We start from the raw sequence: 16,900 nt of genomic DNA, 5'->3' as shown, positions 1-16,900 counted from the left end.
CACATAAGCGCGACAGCGCGAGGATAAAGCGATGAGTGACGAGATCTGGAAGCGGAACGAAGTCGAAAGCCCCTGCGTGAAACTTTGCGTGGTGCACCCCGAGACGCGCCTGTGCACAGGCTGTTACCGATCCATTGACGAGATCGGCGCGTGGTCGCGTATGACGCCCGAAGAGCGTCGCAGCATCATGGCAGCGCTACCATCGCGAGCGGGTGCGTTGACGAAGCGGCGGGGGGGCCGTTCTGCGCGGCTCAAGCGTGACAGCACCGGCTGATCTGGCGAACCGTCTGGACCGTTGAAGAGGATTTAGCGGGCCACGCGGTACAGAAAATCAAGCATTTCGCTGCTGGTCTGGGCCCCTTCGTGATCTTGCGGGGCGTAATTGTCATTCGCCGCTGGCACCACGGGGGTCGCCCCAAAATGCTGCGCCACGGTCACGCATTGCCAGGTCGCCGCTGCGGGCACGAAGCGAAGGATATTGGTCTGCGGGTCTTGCGCTGTATCTGTCATGTCCATCTCTGCCATCTCTCGGGTCGTTCAATTTGTGCGCCGGTCGATTCGATTCTCGGTCGCCTGTCGGTAGTTTGGCTCCGACAGTGTGATATAAGTGTTAAGATATGGCAGTATTTGGGCAAAATCAGGGTAATAAACGTATCAGGCCCTGCACATTCCGGCCCAATGCCGCGGATTTAGGCAAACAACGGGCGCGTGATATCGGCCCCCTGCCCCTTGCCATGCCCGCCCCGCTATAGCATTGACCCTCCCGAACCCCCATATTTCCAGCTCGATAGACGATAAGGCTTAGACCATCATGGGACATAGATCCGATCTCACCCGCGCCGCACGGCTTTCGGTCGCCCCTATGATGGACTGGACCGACCGGCATTGTCGCTACATGCACCGGCTGTTTTCAAAGCAGACGTTGCTTTATACCGAAATGGTGACCTCGCCTGCCTTGGTACGCGGCGGCGCGTTGCATTTGCTGGATCACGATACCTCGGAGCATCCCGTGGCCTTGCAGCTTGGCGGGTCTGACCCGGACGAGCTGGCCGAGGCGGCGCGGATCGGGGCGCAGGCGGGGTATGACGAGATCAACCTGAACGTCGGCTGCCCGTCGGATCGCGTGCAATCGGGCTGTTTTGGCGCGGTGCTGATGGAGCAACCGGCGCTGGTGGCGAAATCCGTCGCGGCGATGCGCCGCGCGGTGGATGTGGACGTGACCGTCAAATGCCGGATCGGCGTGGATGACCAGAACCCCGCCGAGGTGCTGCCCGAGTTTCTGGCGCAGATCGTCGGCGCGGGTTGTGAACGGGTGACAATCCACGCGCGCAAGGCTTGGCTGCAAGGGCTCAGCCCCAAGGAAAACCGCGACATTCCCCCCTTGGACTACGAGCTGGTGCACCGGATGAAGGGGCTGTTCCCGAACCTGCATATTTCGATCAACGGGGGTATCACCTCGCTTGATCAGGCAGAGGCGTTTCTGGACGCCGGTTTGGATGGCGTGATGATCGGGCGCAGCGCCTATCATAACCCGACCGATATTCTGGCGCAGGCGGATCGCCGCATTTACGGCACCGGCGCAGACACCACACCCGAGGATGTCGTGGCGCAGATGCTGCCCTATATCGACGCGCATATCGACGGCGGCGGCAAGCTGAACCAGATCACCCGCCATATGATGGGGCTCTTTGCCGGTCGCACCGGCGCACGGGTCTGGCGGCGCACCCTGTCCGAGCAAGCCTCCCGCCCCGGTGCCGACCGTCAGGTGCTGCTAGAGGCGCTGGACGCTATGCAAACACTGGCCGAGGCGCAAGAAGCGGTATAGCAACAGGGGCAACCACTCGACATTCAGGATCGCCCCCATGCAAGACCCCACCCTCCTTCTGCAGATTGTCCTTATGATCATGGCCATCGGTGCCTTTGCCGGTGTGCTGGCGGGGCTGCTGGGTGTCGGTGGCGGCATCGTCTTGGTGCCCGCGTTTTTCTATGCGTTCCAAGCACTTGGCTATGACAGCCCGCAGCTCATGCAGATGTGCCTGGCGACCTCGCTGGCGACGATCATCGTAACCTCGCTGCGGTCGGTGCACAGCCACAATAAAAAGGGCGCGGTCGATTGGGCGATCCTCAAGACATGGGCACCGGGGATCGTGATCGGGGCCATCATCGGGATGCTGGTGGTGGCACAGCTGCGCACGAGCGTCTTGCAGGGCATCTTTGGCGGGCTGGCGCTGGTCGTCGGACTATACATGGCCTTTGGGCGGGCGCATTGGCGTTTGGGACAGGCGATGCCCCGTGGGGCCGCGCGCGCGGCGCTGTCACCCTCTGTCGGGTTTCTGTCGGTGCTGATGGGGATCGGCGGCGGCAGTTTCGGCGTGCCGCTGATGAGCCTGTTCAACGTGCCGATCCACCGTGCCGTGGCGACGGCTGCGGGGTTTGGCGTGCTGATCGCCGTGCCCTTCTGTCATCGGGTTCCTGCTGGTGGATGCCACGCCCAACAGCCCGCCCCTGACGGTGGGGGCGGTGAACCTGCCCACCTTTGCCATTGTCATCGCCATGACGCTGATCACCGCGCCGCTGGGGGTTAGACTGGCCCATGCGATGGACCCGAAACCGTTGAAACGGGTGTTCGCGGTCTTCCTGATCCTCGTGGCGCTGAACATGCTGCGCAAATCGCTGGGGCTGTAATCCGCCCCGACAGGCGTCAGGCGCGCAGGATGGCGATCAGTTCGTCCTGCGTCAGCGCGAAGGGCGTGCCCTTCATCGAGGATGCACCGGCGGACAAGCGCGCCACCTCTGCGTGATCCTCGGGGTTCAACCCCATCTCGGTCAATGACCGCAGCCCCATCTGACGGGACCAATCGCGCAGGGCGGTGATCCCGGCCCCGTTTTCGACGCCGAAGGCGCTGTCGATCAGCCCAAGCACCCACATCAACCGCGTGTGAACCTGCGTGCCGGCCTCTGCCTTGTCGAAGTGAGACGCCAACACCGCGGGCAGAAGCGCGCCGCAAATCTCTCCGTGGGGGGCACCGGTCTGGCCGCCGAGCACACCGGCAAAACCATGCACCGCCCCCAGCCCCGCATTCGCCAAGGCCAAGCCACCGCAGGTGCTGACCCAAGCCATGTCGTCCCAGGCTTCCGCTGCGTCTTGTTCAACCACGGCGCGCAGGGCGGCCAGCCCCTTGGGGATCGCCGCCTGACACAGCGCATCCGTCATCGGCGTCGCTTTGATGGACAGATAAGGTTCGATCACCTGCGTGACCGCATCCAGCCCCGCCGCAAGGGTGACGCGGCGCGGTGCGCCCTGCATCAGCCCGGCATCCACGATGGCGATATCGGGAATCATCCGCGCATCGCGCAGGCTGACCTTGACCCCATGTTCCGGCACGGCAATCACTGCGTTCTTGGTGACCTCTGCCCCCGTGCCCGCCGTGGTCGGCAGCGCGATCATCGGCAAAGGGGATGTATCGAGCGGTTTACCGCCCCCCACCCCTTCGAGGTAGTCCAGCGGTGCCCCCGCGCAGGGGATCAGCGCCGCGAGCGCCTTGGCAAAGTCGATCACCGATCCGCCGCCAAGTGCTACAACCACATCCGGCCGATCTGCTGACACACCGGCGAGTGCGGCTTCCAACGCAGGCAGGCTCGGCTCGGCCCCGCAGATTTGTGTGGTGACCGACAGACCCGCCGCGCGGCAATCCTCGACCACCCAAGCCGCGCGCGCTGCATTGGAGCCGTGCACGATCAGCACACGCGTCCCAAACCCAGCGGCCAGCGTGGCCGTCTGCGCGGCCTGTCCACGTCCGAAATGCAGCGCTTGCGGAGAGAAGAACGAGAACATCGGCTTAGCTGTCAGCGGCGTCTTTGTGGTAGCTGTCAAGCACGGCAACCTCGTCGCGCGAGCCAAGGATCACCGGGACACGCTGGTGCGGTGCCGTGGGGGCGACATCCATAATCGCGCCCTGCCCTGTCGATGCAGCACCGCCTGCCGCTTCGATTACCATCGCCATCGGGTTCGCCTCGTACATCAGACGCAGCTTGCCGCCGGTTTTCTGGTTGTTGCTGTCGGCGGGGTACAGAAAGACGCCGCCACGCGTGAGGATACGGTGCACATCCGCGACCATGGACGCGGTCCAGCGCATGTTGAACGACCGGCCACGGGGGCCTTCCTTGCCGGCGACAGCCTCGTCCACATAGCGGCTGACGGGCGCATACCAATAGCGTGCGCGCGAGGTATTGATCGCATATTCCGACGTCTCGGCGGGCACAGTCATCTTGGGGTGCGTCAGGCTGAATTCGCCGGTGTCGGGATCGCTGCTGAAGCCTGCAACCTCGTCGCCCTTGGTCACCACAAACATGGTCGAGGGACCGTAGATCGCATAGCCCGCGCAAATCTGGTTGCGCCCGTTGTGTAGCACGTTGCGGTCACCATCGGCCTGCACCTGCATGACCGAGAAGATCGACCCCACCGACAGGTTCACATCAAGGTTCGACGACCCGTCCAGCGGATCGAAATACAGCAGGTAGTCGCCCTTTTGCGGCTCTTTCAGCCAAGTAACCTCTTCCACCTCTTCTGACACAAGTGCTGCGACACGCGGGCTGTTGGCACACTCACGCTCGAACACGTCATTGGCCATGATATCGAGCGTCTTTTGCGCTTCGCCCTGCACGTTGATCTCTCCGGCGGCACCAAGGTTGCCCTCGAAGGCACCGCGACGCACGAGACCGGCGATCAGTCGCGACGCCGATGCGATGTCTTCCAGCAGAAACACCAGATCGGGGTCAAAGCTGTTTTGGGTCAGATACCGGCGAAGCGTTGGGGCTGTCATGGGGAGTTCCTTAAAAATTCAGGGTCGCGTCAACGGCCTTTTTCCAGAGCGCATATTTCGCGTCGCGCTGGTCATCGTCCATTTTCGGCGTGAATTGGGTTTCCTGTGTCCACGATTTCGCGAACTGTTCATGATCAGGATAAACGCCCGCGTGCATCCCCGCAAGCCACGCGACCCCGAGGGCGGTGGTTTCATGCACGGTGGGCCGGTCAACGGGTGCGGCAATAATGTCGGACAGGAATTGCATGGTCCAGTCGCTGGCAGACATGCCACCATCGACGCGCAAGGTGGGCTGCACGCCATCGGCTTTCCAGTCGGCGGACATCGCTTCAAGCAGGTCGCGTGTCTGGTAGCCGACGCTTTCCAGCGCCGCGCGGGCCATTTCGGCGGGCCCCGTGCCACGGGTCAACCCGAACACCGCGCCGCGACAATCGGGGTTCCAATAGGGCGCACCCAGCCCGACAAAGGCAGGGACAAGCACCACGTTCTGATGCGGGTCCGCCTGTTCGGCCAGCCCTTGCGTCTCGGCCGAATCCTGAATGATCTGCAACCCGTCGCGCAGCCATTGCACCACGGCCCCCGCGACAAAGATCGATCCTTCGAGCGCGTAGGTCGGCTTGCCATCGAACTGATAGGCAATGGTGGTGAGCAGCCGGTTTTCCGACCGTACCGGCGTGTCGCCCGTGTTCATCAGCGCGAAACAGCCCGTGCCGTAGGTGGATTTCAGCATCCCCGGCTCGAAACACGCCTGCCCCACCGTGGCCGCCTGCTGGTCGCCCGCGACCCCGTGGATCGGCACGGCAGCGCCCAGAACATCGGGATCGGTGCTGCCGAAATCATCGGCGCAATTCTTGACCTCTGGCAACATCTCCATCGGGATGTCGAGCAGGTCACAGATCGAACGGCTCCATCGGCCTTTGCGGATGTCATACAGCATGGTGCGCGCGGCGTTGGTGGCATCCGTCGCATGGGAGGCTCCGCCGGTCAGCTTCCAGATCAAAAAGCAATCGACAGTGCCGAACAGCAGCTCGCCCTTGGCGGCACGGTCGCGCGCACCTTCGACGTTGTCCAATATCCACGCCAGCTTTGTGCCTGAGAAATACGGGTCCAGCAACAGGCCGGTGCGGTCGGTGAACATCTCTTCGTGGCCCGCGTCGCGCAGGGTGCGGCACTGGCTGGCGGTGCGGCGGTCCTGCCAGACGATGGCGTTATAGATCGGGCGGCCGGTTTCCTTGTCCCAGACCACAACGGTCTCGCGCTGGTTGGTGATGCCAATGGCGGCGATATCGCCCGCCGTGATCCCTGCCTTGTCGATCGCCCCGCGGCAGGTCGCCTGCGTGGTGCGCCACAGATCATCGGGATCATGTTCAACCCAGCCGGACTGGGGGAAATGCTGGGGGAATTCTTCCTGGGCGCTGGCAATCGACGTCATCGTTTCATCGTAAACGATGGCCCGTGTGGAGGTGGTGCCTTGGTCAATGGCAAGGATATACGTCATGCGCGTCCCTTTGGAAGTGTAGCAACCGTCAGATGGTGCCGTATCCTAGCAAGGGTCGGCAGGCCCGACCAGATGTCAGGGCAATGGCGGATGTCGGCGTTGTAGGAAAATCAAAGATTCCGGGGCCAGCGAACCGGCCCCGGAAAGAGTGGCTTACTGCCAGGATTTGATCAGCTCATCATAGGCGATGGTCTGTGGCTCTTCGTCTTCGCTTTCCAGTTTCGCTTTGGGCGAACCGGGCTGGGACAGCCAGTACTCTGGGTCACGCTCTTCGTTCATCTTGGGGCCAATGTCCCCTTGAACGCCGGCACGCTCCAGACGGATCAGGACTTTTTCCTGATCGGCGCACAGGGCATCAAGCGCTTCCTGAGGGGTCTTCGCACCGGACATGGCGTCGCCGATGTTCTGCCACCACAGCTGCGCCAGCTTTGGATAGTCAGGCACATTGGTACCAGTTGGGGACCACTGAACGCGCGCGGGCGAACGGTAGAATTCAACCAGACCACCCAGTTTCGGTGCACGCTCTGTAAAGCTTTCGTGCTGGATCGACGATTCACGGATGAAGGTCAGGCCAACGTGGCTTTTCTTGACGTCCACAGTCTTGGAGGTGACGAACTGCGCATAGAGCCATGCGGCCTGTGCACGGTCCACCGGCGTGGATTTCATCAGCGTCCACGACCCGGCATCCTGATACCCGATCTTGGTGCCTTCGGTCCAATATGCACCGTGGGGCGAAGGTGCCATGCGCCACTTGGGCGTGCCATCTTCGTTCATCACGGGCAGGTCAGGCTCTACCGACGCGGCGGTAAAGGCGGTGTACCAGAACATCTGCTGGGCCACGTTGCCCTGCGCCGGAATTGGGCCCGCCTCAGAGAAGGTCATGCCCGCAGCCGCCGGAGGCGAATACTTCTGCAGCCATTCGATCGCTTTGGTCACAGCATAGACCGCTGCTGGCCCGTTTGTGGCACCGCCACGCGCAACGCAAGACCCCACAGGCTGCGAGTTTTCGTTGACGCGGATACCCCATTCGTCGACGGGCAGACCGTTTGGCTCGCCCACGTCACCGGCACCGGCCATCGACAGCCACGCATCGGTGTAGCGCCAGCCAAGCGACGGGTCTTTCTTGCCGTAGTCCATGTTGCCAAAGACTTCGCCTTCGACGCCAAGACGCGACAGGTCGCGACCGGTGAAGAATTCGGCGATGTCCTCATATGCGGACCAGTTGACCGGAACACCCAGATCGTAGCCATATTTCTCTTTGAAATCAGCCTTGTTCTGTTCGTCGTTGAACCAATCGTAGCGGAACCAATACAGGTTCGCGAACTGCTGGTCGGGCAGCTGGTAGATCTTGCCATCGGGGCCGGTCGTGAACGACAGGCCGATGAAGTCTTCAAGGTCAAGACCGGGGTTGGTCACGGCCTTGCCTTCGCCTTCCATCCAGTCGGACAGGTTGCGGGCTTGCTGATAGCGCCAGTGCGTCCCGATCAGGTCGGAATCGTTGATATAGGCGTCATAGATGTTCTCGCCCGACTGCATTTGCGTCTGCAGCTTTTCGACAACGTCCCCTTCGCCGATCAGGTCATGGGTGACCTTGATGCCGGTGATCGCTTCGAAAGCGGGGGCCAGAACGGTGGATTCGTAGGTGTGCGTGCCGATTGTCTCGGACACGACGTTGATCGACATGCCTTCAAACGGTTTTGCAGCGTCGATAAAGAACTGCAGTTCGGCTTCCTGGTCTTCCCGCGACAGCGCGGAGAGATCGCCGATTTCCTTATCAAGGAAAGCCTTTGCGGCCTCCATGTCGGCGAACGCAGGTGCGGCAAACATGCAAGCCGCAAGCCCGATCGCAGTCGTTCCCTTTAAGCGCAAGTTCATGATGTTCCTCCCTAGAATTGAACATTTGAGAGGTCCGGTTCTTGCAGGCCGGCCCCCCTTATTTTCCTGTCCTAGACCCAGCGGAAAACCGCGATGGCATAGAAAAGGCAGACGACCAATGCCCCCCATTGGGGCGCACTGAGCAGCCCGAGCCAAGCCAGATTGATAAAGGCCGAGCCCAGAAGCGTGATGAACAACCGGTCACCGCGCGTCGTTTCCATCCCCAGTATACCGGCGCGCGGCACTTCGGGGAATTTGATTGCAAGGATCGTAAAGGTGATCAGCGTCACCGCGATGATCCCAAAGAAAGCGGCGGTGGGCCAAGTCCAAGCCATCCAGTCCATAGTGTTTCCTCCGGTCTTTCTTTGTTAAACGCGGCCCAAGGCAAAGCCTTTGGCGATGTAGTTGCGCACGAAATAGATCACCAGGGCACCGGGCACGATGGTCAGCACCCCTGCCGCGGCCAGCACGCCCCAGTCGATCCCGGCGGCGCCGACAGTACGGGTCATGGTGGCGGCAATCGGCTTGGCGTCAACGCTGGTCAATGTCCGGCTCAGCAACAGCTCAACCCAGCTGAACATGAACAGGAAGAAGGCCGTGACCCCGATCCCCGAGGCGACCAGCGGCGTGAAGATGCGGATGAAGAAGCGCGGGAAGCTGTAGCCGTCGATATAGGCCGTCTCGTCGATCTCTTTCGGGACGCCGCGCATGAACCCTTCGAGGATCCACACCGCCAGCGGCACGTTGAACAGACAATGTGCCAGCGCCACAGCAATATGCGTGTCGAACAACCCGACGGAGCTATAAAGCTGGAAGAACGGCAGCGCGAAAACCGCGGGCGGGGCCATCCGGTTGGTCAGCAACCAGAAGAACAGGTGCTTGTCGCCCATGAAGCTGTAGCGCGAGAAGGCATAGGCCGCCGGCAGCGCCACCGCGAGCGAGATCACCATATTCATCACCACATAAGCCATCGAGTTCAGATAGCCCGTGTACCATGACGCATCCGTCAGGATCGTCATATAGTTGTCGAAGGTCAGATCACGCGGCCACAGGGTAAAGCTGTTGAGGATCTCTGTGTTGGTCTTGAGGCTCATGTTCAGCAGCCAGTAGATCGGCAGCAGCAAGAACAGCAGATAGAGCGCCATGACAATCGCATTGCCCTTGATCTTGGGCAGGGCAAACCCTCTTTTTTGTGCAAGATCGGACATCAGTGGCCATCCCTTTTGTCAAGGTTCGTCATCACGGTGTAGAACACATAGGAGATCAGCAGGATCACCAGATAATACATGATCGAGAACGCCGCCGCAGGACCAAGGTCAAACTGTCCGAGCGCCATCTTGACCAGATCGATCGACAGGAAGGTGGTAGAGTTACCAGGCCCCCCGCCCGTCACGACGAACGGTTCGGTGTAGATCATGAAGCTGTCCATAAACCGCAGCAGGATCGCGATCATCAGAACGCCCATCATCTTGGGCAGCTCGATATAGCGGAAGACTTTCCAGCGGCTCGCCTGGTCGATCTTGGCCGCCTGATAGTAAGCATCGGGGATGGATTGTAGACCGGCATAGGCCAGCAGCGCCACCAGTGACGTCCAGTGCCAGACATCCATCACGATCACAGTGATCCATGCGGCATAGAAATCCTGGGTGTAGTTATAGTCGATGCCCAAGGCCGACAGCGTGTAGCCCAACAGGCCAATGTCCACGCGGCCAAAGATTTGCCAGATGGTGCCCACAACGTTCCACGGGATCAGTAGCGGCAGCGACATCAGGACCAGACACAGCGAGGCCCAGAACCCTTTCTTGGGCATGTTCAGCGCCACGAAGATCCCCAACGGGATTTCAATCGCCAGAATGATCACCGAAAAGGCGATCTGACGGCCCAAGGCGTTCCACATCCGCTCGGATTCTATCATCTCGCGGAACCAGTCGAGGCCAGCCCAGAAGAACTGGTTGTTCCCGAAGGTATCCTGCACCGAATAGTTCACCACGGTCATCAGCGGGATCACGGCAGAGAAAGCCACCAGCAGCAGCACGGGCAACACAAGGAACCAGGCCTTTTGATTGACGGTCTTGTTCATGACGCGGTCCTTTCAGCGAGGGTCAGCGGGAAAGCGGCGGATTGGATCATCTTAGGCCCCCTGCGGCGCAACGCGCCAGCTGTTGGCATAGACATTCACCCCGGCAGGGTCGAAAACAATGCGGTTCATATCCGGCGAAATCTCGGCACCTTCTTCGGCTATCACGTTGATTTCATTGCCATTAAAGTCAGCACGAACGATCTTGTGACGGCCCACGTCCTCGATCCGCTTGATCGTGACGGGCAGCCCCGCCTCGCCCGTGGCAAGCCGTGTGAACTCAGGCCGCACGCCCAGTTCGACCTTGCCGTCCAGCGGCGCAAAGCCGTGGCCCAAGTCGATCTCGTGGCCGCCAATGACGGCCTTGTCACCGGTCACCGTCGCGTCGAGCACATTCATACCGGGCGAGCCGATGAAATAGCCCACGAAGGTGTGCTGCGGTGTCTCGAACAGCTCTTGCGGGGTGCCCATCTGCACAACGCGGCCGTCATACATGACGACAACCTTATCCGCAAAGGTCAGCGCCTCTGTCTGGTCATGGGTCACATAGATCATCGTGTGACCGAATTCATGGTGCAGCGACTTTAGCTGCGTGCGGAGCTCCCACTTCATATGGGGGTCGATCACGGTCAGCGGCTCGTCGAACAGCAGCGCGTTCACGTCCTCGCGCACCATCCCCCGCCCGAGCGAGATTTTCTGTTTCGCATCCGCCGTCAGCCCGCGCGCCTTGCGGTTCAGCATGTCTTCCATGCCGATCATCCCCGCGATCTGCTGCACGCGCTGCGCGACATAGGCCGCATCTGCCCCCCGGTTGCGCAGCGGGAACGCCAGATTGTCGCGCACGGTCATCGTATCATAGACCACCGGAAACTGGAAAACCTGCGCGATGTTGCGCTTGGTCGTGGGGTCGTTGGTCACGTCACGGTCGTTGAACAGGATGCGGCCCTGACTGGGGTGCAGCAGGCCCGAGATGATGTTCAGCAACGTGGATTTCCCGCAGCCCGACGCGCCCAAAAGCGCATAGGCCTCGCCGTCCACCCAATCGTGGTTCAGCTCTTTCAGCGCGAAATCATCTTCGCTGGTGGGGTTGGGCAAATAGGAATGCGCCAGGTTATCAAGGGTGATTTTTGCCATTGGTCCGGTCCTCCCTCAGGCCGCTGCCGCATAGGATGCGGGGGCCACGGATGTGCCGTCTTCGGCAAAGATGTAAACATGTGTCGGGTCAAGATAGACGTTCAGCGGAGCCCCGATCTTGAGGTCTTTGACCCCGTGCACCAGACCGACCCAGTTTTCACCGTGGTGATCAAGGTGGATAAAGGTTTCTGACCCCGTGATCTCGGTCACGTTCAGCTTGCCCGCAAACTCCAGCGCGTCGTCAGACTGCTTGGACAGTTCAAGGTGATTGGGGCGGAAGCCCGCAACATAGCTGCCATCGGCCACGGTCTTGAAGTTCCCGAAGGTCGAGACCGTGTTGCCGTCGCCAAAGGTCAGCGTGTCGCCGGCCTTGGTGATGTTGAGGAAGTTCATCGGCGGGTCAGAGAAGACGCGCGCAGTCGTGGCATCAACCGGCTGGCGGTAGACCACGGGGGTCAGGCCGAACTGCGTGATGCGCCCTTCCCACAATGTGGCGGTGTGCCCGCCCAGCAAAAGCGCCTCTTCCGGTTCGGTCGTGGCATAGACGAAGATAGACCCTGCTTCTTCAAAGATTTTCGGGATCTCGGCCCGCAGCTCTTCGCGCAGTTTGTAGTCGAGGTTCGCCAGCGGCTCGTCCAGCAACACCAGCCCCGCGTCCTTGACCAAAGCCCGTGCAAGCGCGCAGCGTTGCTGTTGCCCGCCCGACAGTTCCAGCGGCTTGCGGTCCAGCATCGGCGTCAACTGCATCAGATCGGCGGCCTTGCGCACGGCGCTGTCGATCTCGTCCTTGGATTTGCCCAGCAACCGCATGGGGCTGGCGATGTTGTTGTAGACGGTCATCGACGGGTAGTTGATGAACTGCTGATACACCATCGCCACACCGCGATCCTGAACGCGCATGCCGGTGACATCCTCGCCGTTCCAGATCACCTTGCCGGTGTTGGGCACATCCAGCCCCGCCATCAACCGCATCAGGGAGGTCTTGCCCGCAGATGTCGGCCCCAGCAGCACGTTCATGGTGCCGGACTGCAGCTCAAGATCTGTCGGATGAATATGCGTCTGGCCGTTTACGACCTTGGACACGCCTTGCAAAACGAGCGACATGTTCCTCTCCCCTTCACGCGCCAGTGGCGGCTGTAGTGTTGTCGGCGGGCGTGGCGGTGGTTTCCACCATCCATGCTTCCAACGTGTTCAATTCATCCGCGTCAAGCCGCAGGCCCAGTTTGGACCGGCGCCAGATGATGTCGTCAGCGGTGCGGGCAAATTCCTTGTCGATCAGCCACTTGGCCTCACGCTCGGTCAGGGTCGCGCCGAAATCACGCCCCAGATCTGCCGCGGTTTGCGCGTCGCCCAAGACATCAAATGCCTCGCGCCCATAGGCTTTGACCAGACGATCCGCCCAACGTTGGGTCAAAAAGCCGTAGCGGTCCTGCAACCCTTGTTTCAACGCCGCCACGCCGTCTACCGGAAAATCGCCGCCAGGCAAGGCGACACCCGCCGTCCAGGGTTTGGCGTCATTGGCGAAATAGGGCTGGATCTTCTCTAGCGCGCTTTCGGCCAAACGGCGGTAGGTGGTGATCTTGCCGCCAAAGACGTTCAGCACCGGCGCACCGGCGGATGTGTCGACCTTCAGCACATAGTCTCGCGTCGCCGCCGTGGCAGAGCTCGCCCCGTCGTTATACAGCGGGCGCACACCGGAGTAGGTCCAGACGATATCGTCGGTGGTGATCTGCTTTTTCAGGTATTTGGACGCAAAACGTACGAGGTAGTCCTGCTCCTCGGGGGTGCAGACCGGCTTTTCGGACACATCCGTGTGGTCGGCATCTGTGGTGCCGATCAAGGTAAAATCTGTCTCGTAAGGAATGGTAAAGATGATGCGCCCGTCTTCGCCTTGGAAGAAGTAGCATTTGTCGTGGTCATACAGCTTGGGCGTCACGATATGGCTGCCCCGCACCAGCCGCACCCCTTCCGAGGAATTGATGCGCACAGTGTTGCGGATGACGTTTTCCACCCAGGGGCCACCGGCGTTGACCAGCATCTTGGCCTGTACCACGCGTTGGGGGCCGCCGTCTTTCGGTTCCAGCGTCACCTGCCACACGCCGTCGACCTGCTCGGCAGAAACAACTTTGGCGCGGGTGTTGATCCGCGCACCACGGGCTTGGGCGTCGCGAGCGTTCAGCACCACCAGACGGCTGTCTTCGATCCAGCAGTCGGAATACTCATAGGCCTTTTCGAACTTGTCCTGCAGCGGTGCCCCCTCGGGGGCCTGCGTCAGATCGACCGCGGTCGTCCCCTTGAGGATCTGCCGCCCGCCCAGATTGTCATACATGAACAAACCCAAGCGGATCAGCCACGCAGGGCGACGCCCCTTCATCCACGGCATGAACACGTTCAGCAGCTTTGAGGTGGGCGTATCCCCCTCGAACCGCATATCCTTATGATAAGGCAGCACAAAGCGCATCGGCCAAGAGATATGCGGCATCGCTTTCAGCAGGGTTTCGCGTTCGATCAACGCCTCACGGACAAGGCGGACCTCCCAGTATTCCAGATAACGCAACCCGCCGTGAAACAGCTTGGTCGAGGCCGAGGAGGTTGCCGAGGCCAGATCGTTCATCTCTGCCAGCTCGACGGTAAACCCACGGCCCACGGCGTCGCGTGCAATGCCGCAGCCGTTGATCCCTCCGCCGATCACAAAGAGATCGACGCTGTGTTCTGTTTCAAGCTGGCTCAATGAAGCCTCCCCGCATCATTTTCGCGTCTCGCAGCTAGGTTTGCGGGACGTCGTGACAAAAGACACCAAGCCCCTTCGTTTTTCAAGATCGAACGTTCGTTTTTTTTCGTTTTCGACTATAGCCTTGATTTTAGGCGCATTAATCCTTCGCCTGACGCGCATTTCTGCGCCTTACAGACGATATACCACGATTCGCGGCCTTGACGTGCTTCGCTTTCCGTAGATTGTAAGTTTTGGTCGGGCGTGCAGAAACCTTGAGCATCCCCAGCCAAAGACGGGGGGATCTATGTCAAATTTCAGACAGCGCGAGATTTTGGAGCTGGCGCGCAAGGACGGCAAAGTCACCGTCGACGGGCTGGCAGAGGCGTATAACGTCACCGTGCAGACCATCCGCCGTGACCTGTCCGAGCTTGCTGAAAGCGGCAAGCTGGAACGGGTGCATGGCGGCGCGGTGATCCCGTCGGGGGTGGTGAATATCGTCTATGACGAACGCCGCCGCCTGAACGAGGAAGGCAAACGCGCCATCGCCGAACATTGCGCGCAGGCTATACCGCATGGGGCGTCGGTGTTCATGAACATCGGCACCAGTACCGAGGCAGTCGCGCAGGAAATGCTGCATCACGAAAACCTGCTGGTGGTGACGAACAACCTCAACATTGCCAATATCCTTGCTGCCAACCAAAGCTGCGAGATCATCCTGACAGGCGGCGTCTTGCGCCGTGCGGATGGTGGCATGGTGGGCGGGCTGACTGCCGAGATGGTCAAACAGTTCAAGTTCGATTTCTCGGTTCTGGGCTGTTCTGCCATTGATGCGGATGGCGATCTGCTGGATTTCGACGGGCAAGAGGTGCTGGTGAGCCGGTCCGCCATCGGGCGGTCACGCACGGTGATGGTCGTGGCCGACCACCTGAAGTTCCAGCGCAAGGCCCCGCTGACGATCTGTTCGCTGCGCGATGTAAACACGCTGTTCACCGACCACCACCTGCCCGATGCGCTGAAGGCGGAATGCGCGGGCTGGGGCACCTCGGTTGTGACGGCCTGACCAAAACGTGGACAGAACCCCATGAAGCAGCATGACCCGCGCGGCTGGCTTTTTGTCGCCCCCGCCTGCCTCTTGCTGGGGGTGGTCGGGCTGATCCCGCTGGTCACCGTCATCAACTATTCGTTTTTCGAGATTTTCACCCTGCAATCGCGCTTCTGGATCGGCACAGAGTGGTTTCGCGACCTGATCACCGCACCGCGGTTCTGGGCGAGCTTCGGGCGCAGCGCGCTGTTCTCGACCTTCGTGCTGTGCATCCAGATCCCGCTGGGAATCGCGCTGGCCCTGTGCATCCCGCGCGGACGGATCTGGGCAGGGGCCGCCTTGGCTGTGCTGTCGCTGCCGCTGCTGGTACCGTGGAATATGATCCCTGCGCTCTGGCTGAGCCTGATGAACGACGACACAGGCATTTTGGGGCAGTGGCTGGCGGGCTACGGCTGGCCCGCCGCGTGGAAGGACAGCGCCGTGCTGACCTGGGTGGTGATCTTGGCAATGGACACGTGGCATTGGACCAGCCTTGTGGTCATCCTCGCCTATAGCGCGCTGACCACGATCCCCGATCCGCTGTATCAGGCCGCCGCCATCGACGGGGCGCGCCCGTGGCAGGTGTTTCGCCATATCCAACTGCCGCGGTTGCAGCATGTGCTGTTCATGGCGGTGCTGCTGCGGTTCATGGACAGTTTCATGATCTACACCGAGGCCTTTCCGATCAATGCCGGCGGCCCGGCCGAGGCCAGCCTGTTCCTCGCCGTGGATCTGGGCGAGGAGATCAAGGCGTTCAACTACGGCCCCTCGGCCGCGCGGTCGGTGCTATATTTCCTGATCGTGCTGTCGATTGCATGGGTCTTTACCAAGGTGCAGGCCAAGCTTGACGATCGCAAACCGGGGGTGCCGTGATGATACCGCGTCGGGCATGGCCCGTGATCAAACTGGCGCTGTTGGGGGCGTTCATCCTCTTTACCATCCTGCCGCTGGTACAGATGGCGGTGCTGAGCTTTACCGCGACGCTGGCGCAGGACGGGCTGAGCCTGGGCGAGACAACGCTGCGCAACTATCGCGCCATCTGGGCCGACCCGAGCTTGCGCGCGGCCTTTGGCAATTCAGTCGCCTATGTGCTGATCAATATCGCGATCACCATCCCCGTCGCCCTGCCCGCAGCCTTTGCCTTTGCGCGGCTGTCGTTTCTGGGGGACAAACATCTGTTCTTCAGCTTCATCGCCTTTCGCATCACCCCGCCGGTGGTGCTGACCCTGCCGATCTTCCAGCTTTTCTCGGTGCTTGGCATCGTCAACTCGGTCACCGGCATCGCGCTGGCCCATTGTCTGTTCAACCTGCCTGTGTCGATCTGGATTTTGCAGGGCTTTATCGCCGCCGTCCCGCGCGAGATGGACGCGACGGCCTTCCTTGATGGCTATTCGCGCCCCCGCTACATCTGGAAGATCCTGCTGCCGCAGATCGCGCCCGGCATCGCGGTGACTGCGTTTTTCTGCTTTATGTTCAGCTGGGTAGAAGTCGTCTTTGCCCGCATCCTGACCACCACCAACGGCAAGCCGATCTCTATGGCGCTCAGCGCGATGTTCGGCTTTCAGACGGATATCGGGATGGTCATGGCCTTCACGCTGACCTCTATGCTGCCCGGCGCATTGCTGCTGTTTGCCATGCGCAATCATCTGTCCCGCGGGTTCAAGGTCGGGCGGGTCTAGAGGCCGCCCTCCCCTTCAAG

General features: G+C 61.0%; 16 protein-coding genes and 1 pseudogene. 6 read left to right on the top strand and 11 right to left on the bottom strand.

Annotation, left to right across the window (positions count from 1 at the left end):
- Positions 1–31 precede the first annotated feature (31 nt).
- Positions 32–274 carry a DUF1289 domain-containing protein gene (locus SJY36_RS06150; protein WP_386173662.1) on the top strand — a complete coding sequence of 81 codons (243 nt, stop codon included), beginning with the start codon at positions 32–34 and terminating at the stop codon, positions 272–274.
- 32 nt (positions 275–306) lie between these two features.
- Here the strand turns inward: SJY36_RS06150 and SJY36_RS06145 are convergent, their stop codons facing one another.
- The gene (locus tag SJY36_RS06145; RefSeq protein WP_243251739.1) at positions 307–525 is read right to left on the bottom strand and encodes a hypothetical protein; all 219 of its coding nucleotides are present in this window, start codon (positions 523–525) and stop codon (positions 307–309) included.
- A gap of 286 nt (positions 526–811) precedes the next feature.
- Here SJY36_RS06145 and dusA point away from each other — a divergent pair, with 286 nt between their 5' ends.
- Positions 812–1,825 carry a tRNA dihydrouridine(20/20a) synthase DusA gene (gene dusA / locus SJY36_RS06140; protein WP_009826633.1) on the top strand — a complete coding sequence of 338 codons (1,014 nt, stop codon included), beginning with the start codon at positions 812–814 and terminating at the stop codon, positions 1,823–1,825.
- Positions 1,826–1,862: 37 nt separating this feature from the next.
- Positions 1,863–2,685, top strand: a pseudogene (locus SJY36_RS06135) (sulfite exporter TauE/SafE family protein).
- 16 nt (positions 2,686–2,701) lie between these two features.
- Here the strand turns inward: SJY36_RS06135 and SJY36_RS06130 are convergent.
- The 10 genes from SJY36_RS06130 to glpD form a co-directional block, all read right to left on the bottom strand.
- A complete protein-coding gene (locus SJY36_RS06130) occupies positions 2,702–3,835 on the bottom strand; it encodes an iron-containing alcohol dehydrogenase (protein WP_386176462.1) in 1,134 nt (377 codons plus the stop codon).
- 4 nt (positions 3,836–3,839) lie between these two features.
- A complete protein-coding gene (locus tag SJY36_RS06125; RefSeq protein ID WP_009826630.1) occupies positions 3,840–4,823 on the bottom strand; it encodes a class 1 fructose-bisphosphatase in 984 nt (327 codons plus the stop codon).
- A gap of 10 nt (positions 4,824–4,833) precedes the next feature.
- On the bottom strand, positions 4,834–6,321 hold the full coding sequence (glpK, locus tag SJY36_RS06120) for a glycerol kinase GlpK (protein ID WP_386173660.1): 1,488 nt from the start codon (positions 6,319–6,321) through the stop codon (positions 4,834–4,836).
- Positions 6,322–6,474: 153 nt separating this feature from the next.
- Positions 6,475–8,196: an ABC transporter substrate-binding protein gene (locus tag SJY36_RS06115; RefSeq protein WP_037943910.1), complete on the bottom strand. Its 1,722-nt coding sequence runs from the start codon at positions 8,194–8,196 to the stop codon at positions 6,475–6,477.
- Between the two features lie 71 nt (positions 8,197–8,267).
- Positions 8,268–8,540 (bottom strand): DUF2160 domain-containing protein, encoded by a 273-nt coding sequence (locus SJY36_RS06110; protein ID WP_005852584.1) that lies wholly within the window; start codon positions 8,538–8,540, stop codon positions 8,268–8,270.
- A gap of 24 nt (positions 8,541–8,564) precedes the next feature.
- A complete protein-coding gene (locus SJY36_RS06105) occupies positions 8,565–9,404 on the bottom strand; it encodes a carbohydrate ABC transporter permease (RefSeq protein ID WP_009826627.1) in 840 nt (279 codons plus the stop codon).
- A complete protein-coding gene (locus SJY36_RS06100; RefSeq protein ID WP_037943909.1) occupies positions 9,404–10,276 on the bottom strand; it encodes a carbohydrate ABC transporter permease in 873 nt (290 codons plus the stop codon). The genes SJY36_RS06105 and SJY36_RS06100 overlap by 1 nt, the downstream gene beginning before the upstream one ends.
- A gap of 51 nt (positions 10,277–10,327) precedes the next feature.
- Complete coding sequence (locus tag SJY36_RS06095) at positions 10,328–11,407, bottom strand: ABC transporter ATP-binding protein (RefSeq protein ID WP_064216008.1); 1,080 nt, start codon at positions 11,405–11,407, stop codon at positions 10,328–10,330.
- Positions 11,408–11,422: 15 nt separating this feature from the next.
- The gene (locus SJY36_RS06090) at positions 11,423–12,511 is read right to left on the bottom strand and encodes an ABC transporter ATP-binding protein (protein WP_074635682.1); all 1,089 of its coding nucleotides are present in this window, start codon (positions 12,509–12,511) and stop codon (positions 11,423–11,425) included.
- Positions 12,512–12,524: 13 nt separating this feature from the next.
- Positions 12,525–14,138, bottom strand: a complete 1,614-nt coding sequence (glpD, locus tag SJY36_RS06085) for a glycerol-3-phosphate dehydrogenase (protein WP_386173656.1) — start codon at positions 14,136–14,138, stop codon at positions 12,525–12,527.
- Positions 14,139–14,424: 286 nt separating this feature from the next.
- Between glpD and SJY36_RS06080 the strand changes: the two genes are divergently transcribed.
- Genes SJY36_RS06080 through SJY36_RS06070 form a run of 3 tightly spaced genes read left to right on the top strand, consistent with a single transcriptional unit; the run spans position 14,425 to position 16,880 of the window.
- Positions 14,425–15,180: a DeoR/GlpR family DNA-binding transcription regulator gene (locus SJY36_RS06080; RefSeq protein ID WP_005852573.1), complete on the top strand. Its 756-nt coding sequence runs from the start codon at positions 14,425–14,427 to the stop codon at positions 15,178–15,180.
- 21 nt (positions 15,181–15,201) lie between these two features.
- Positions 15,202–16,074: a carbohydrate ABC transporter permease gene (locus SJY36_RS06075; RefSeq protein ID WP_386173654.1), complete on the top strand. Its 873-nt coding sequence runs from the start codon at positions 15,202–15,204 to the stop codon at positions 16,072–16,074.
- Positions 16,074–16,880 (top strand): carbohydrate ABC transporter permease, encoded by an 807-nt coding sequence (locus SJY36_RS06070; RefSeq protein WP_386173652.1) that lies wholly within the window; start codon positions 16,074–16,076, stop codon positions 16,878–16,880. The genes SJY36_RS06075 and SJY36_RS06070 overlap by 1 nt, the downstream gene beginning before the upstream one ends.
- Positions 16,881–16,900 lie beyond the last annotated feature (20 nt).

Origin of the sequence: Sulfitobacter sp. R86518, assembly GCF_042466275.1 — a bacterium.
Lineage (GTDB): Bacteria > Pseudomonadota > Alphaproteobacteria > Rhodobacterales > Rhodobacteraceae > Sulfitobacter > Sulfitobacter pontiacus.
Note: the sequence above shows the minus strand (reverse complement) of the source record. Positions and strands in the feature narration are given on the sequence as shown.

Coding starts and splice junctions, on each gene's coding strand:
- SJY36_RS06150 (WP_386173662.1), top strand. CDS start 32: ATGAGTGACGAGATCTGGAAGCGGAACGAAGTCGAAAGCCCCTGCGTG.
- SJY36_RS06145 (WP_243251739.1), bottom strand. CDS start 525: ATGGCAGAGATGGACATGACAGATACAGCGCAAGACCCGCAGACCAAT.
- dusA (WP_009826633.1), top strand. CDS start 812: ATGGGACATAGATCCGATCTCACCCGCGCCGCACGGCTTTCGGTCGCC.
- SJY36_RS06130 (WP_386176462.1), bottom strand. CDS start 3,835: ATGTTCTCGTTCTTCTCTCCGCAAGCGCTGCATTTCGGACGTGGACAG.
- SJY36_RS06125 (WP_009826630.1), bottom strand. CDS start 4,823: ATGACAGCCCCAACGCTTCGCCGGTATCTGACCCAAAACAGCTTTGAC.
- glpK (WP_386173660.1), bottom strand. CDS start 6,321: ATGACGTATATCCTTGCCATTGACCAAGGCACCACCTCCACACGGGCC.
- SJY36_RS06115 (WP_037943910.1), bottom strand. CDS start 8,196: ATGAACTTGCGCTTAAAGGGAACGACTGCGATCGGGCTTGCGGCTTGC.
- SJY36_RS06110 (WP_005852584.1), bottom strand. CDS start 8,540: ATGGACTGGATGGCTTGGACTTGGCCCACCGCCGCTTTCTTTGGGATC.
- SJY36_RS06105 (WP_009826627.1), bottom strand. CDS start 9,404: ATGTCCGATCTTGCACAAAAAAGAGGGTTTGCCCTGCCCAAGATCAAG.
- SJY36_RS06100 (WP_037943909.1), bottom strand. CDS start 10,276: ATGAACAAGACCGTCAATCAAAAGGCCTGGTTCCTTGTGTTGCCCGTG.
- SJY36_RS06095 (WP_064216008.1), bottom strand. CDS start 11,407: ATGGCAAAAATCACCCTTGATAACCTGGCGCATTCCTATTTGCCCAAC.
- SJY36_RS06090 (WP_074635682.1), bottom strand. CDS start 12,511: ATGTCGCTCGTTTTGCAAGGCGTGTCCAAGGTCGTAAACGGCCAGACG.
- SJY36_RS06080 (WP_005852573.1), top strand. CDS start 14,425: ATGTCAAATTTCAGACAGCGCGAGATTTTGGAGCTGGCGCGCAAGGAC.
- SJY36_RS06075 (WP_386173654.1), top strand. CDS start 15,202: ATGAAGCAGCATGACCCGCGCGGCTGGCTTTTTGTCGCCCCCGCCTGC.
- SJY36_RS06070 (WP_386173652.1), top strand. CDS start 16,074: ATGATACCGCGTCGGGCATGGCCCGTGATCAAACTGGCGCTGTTGGGG.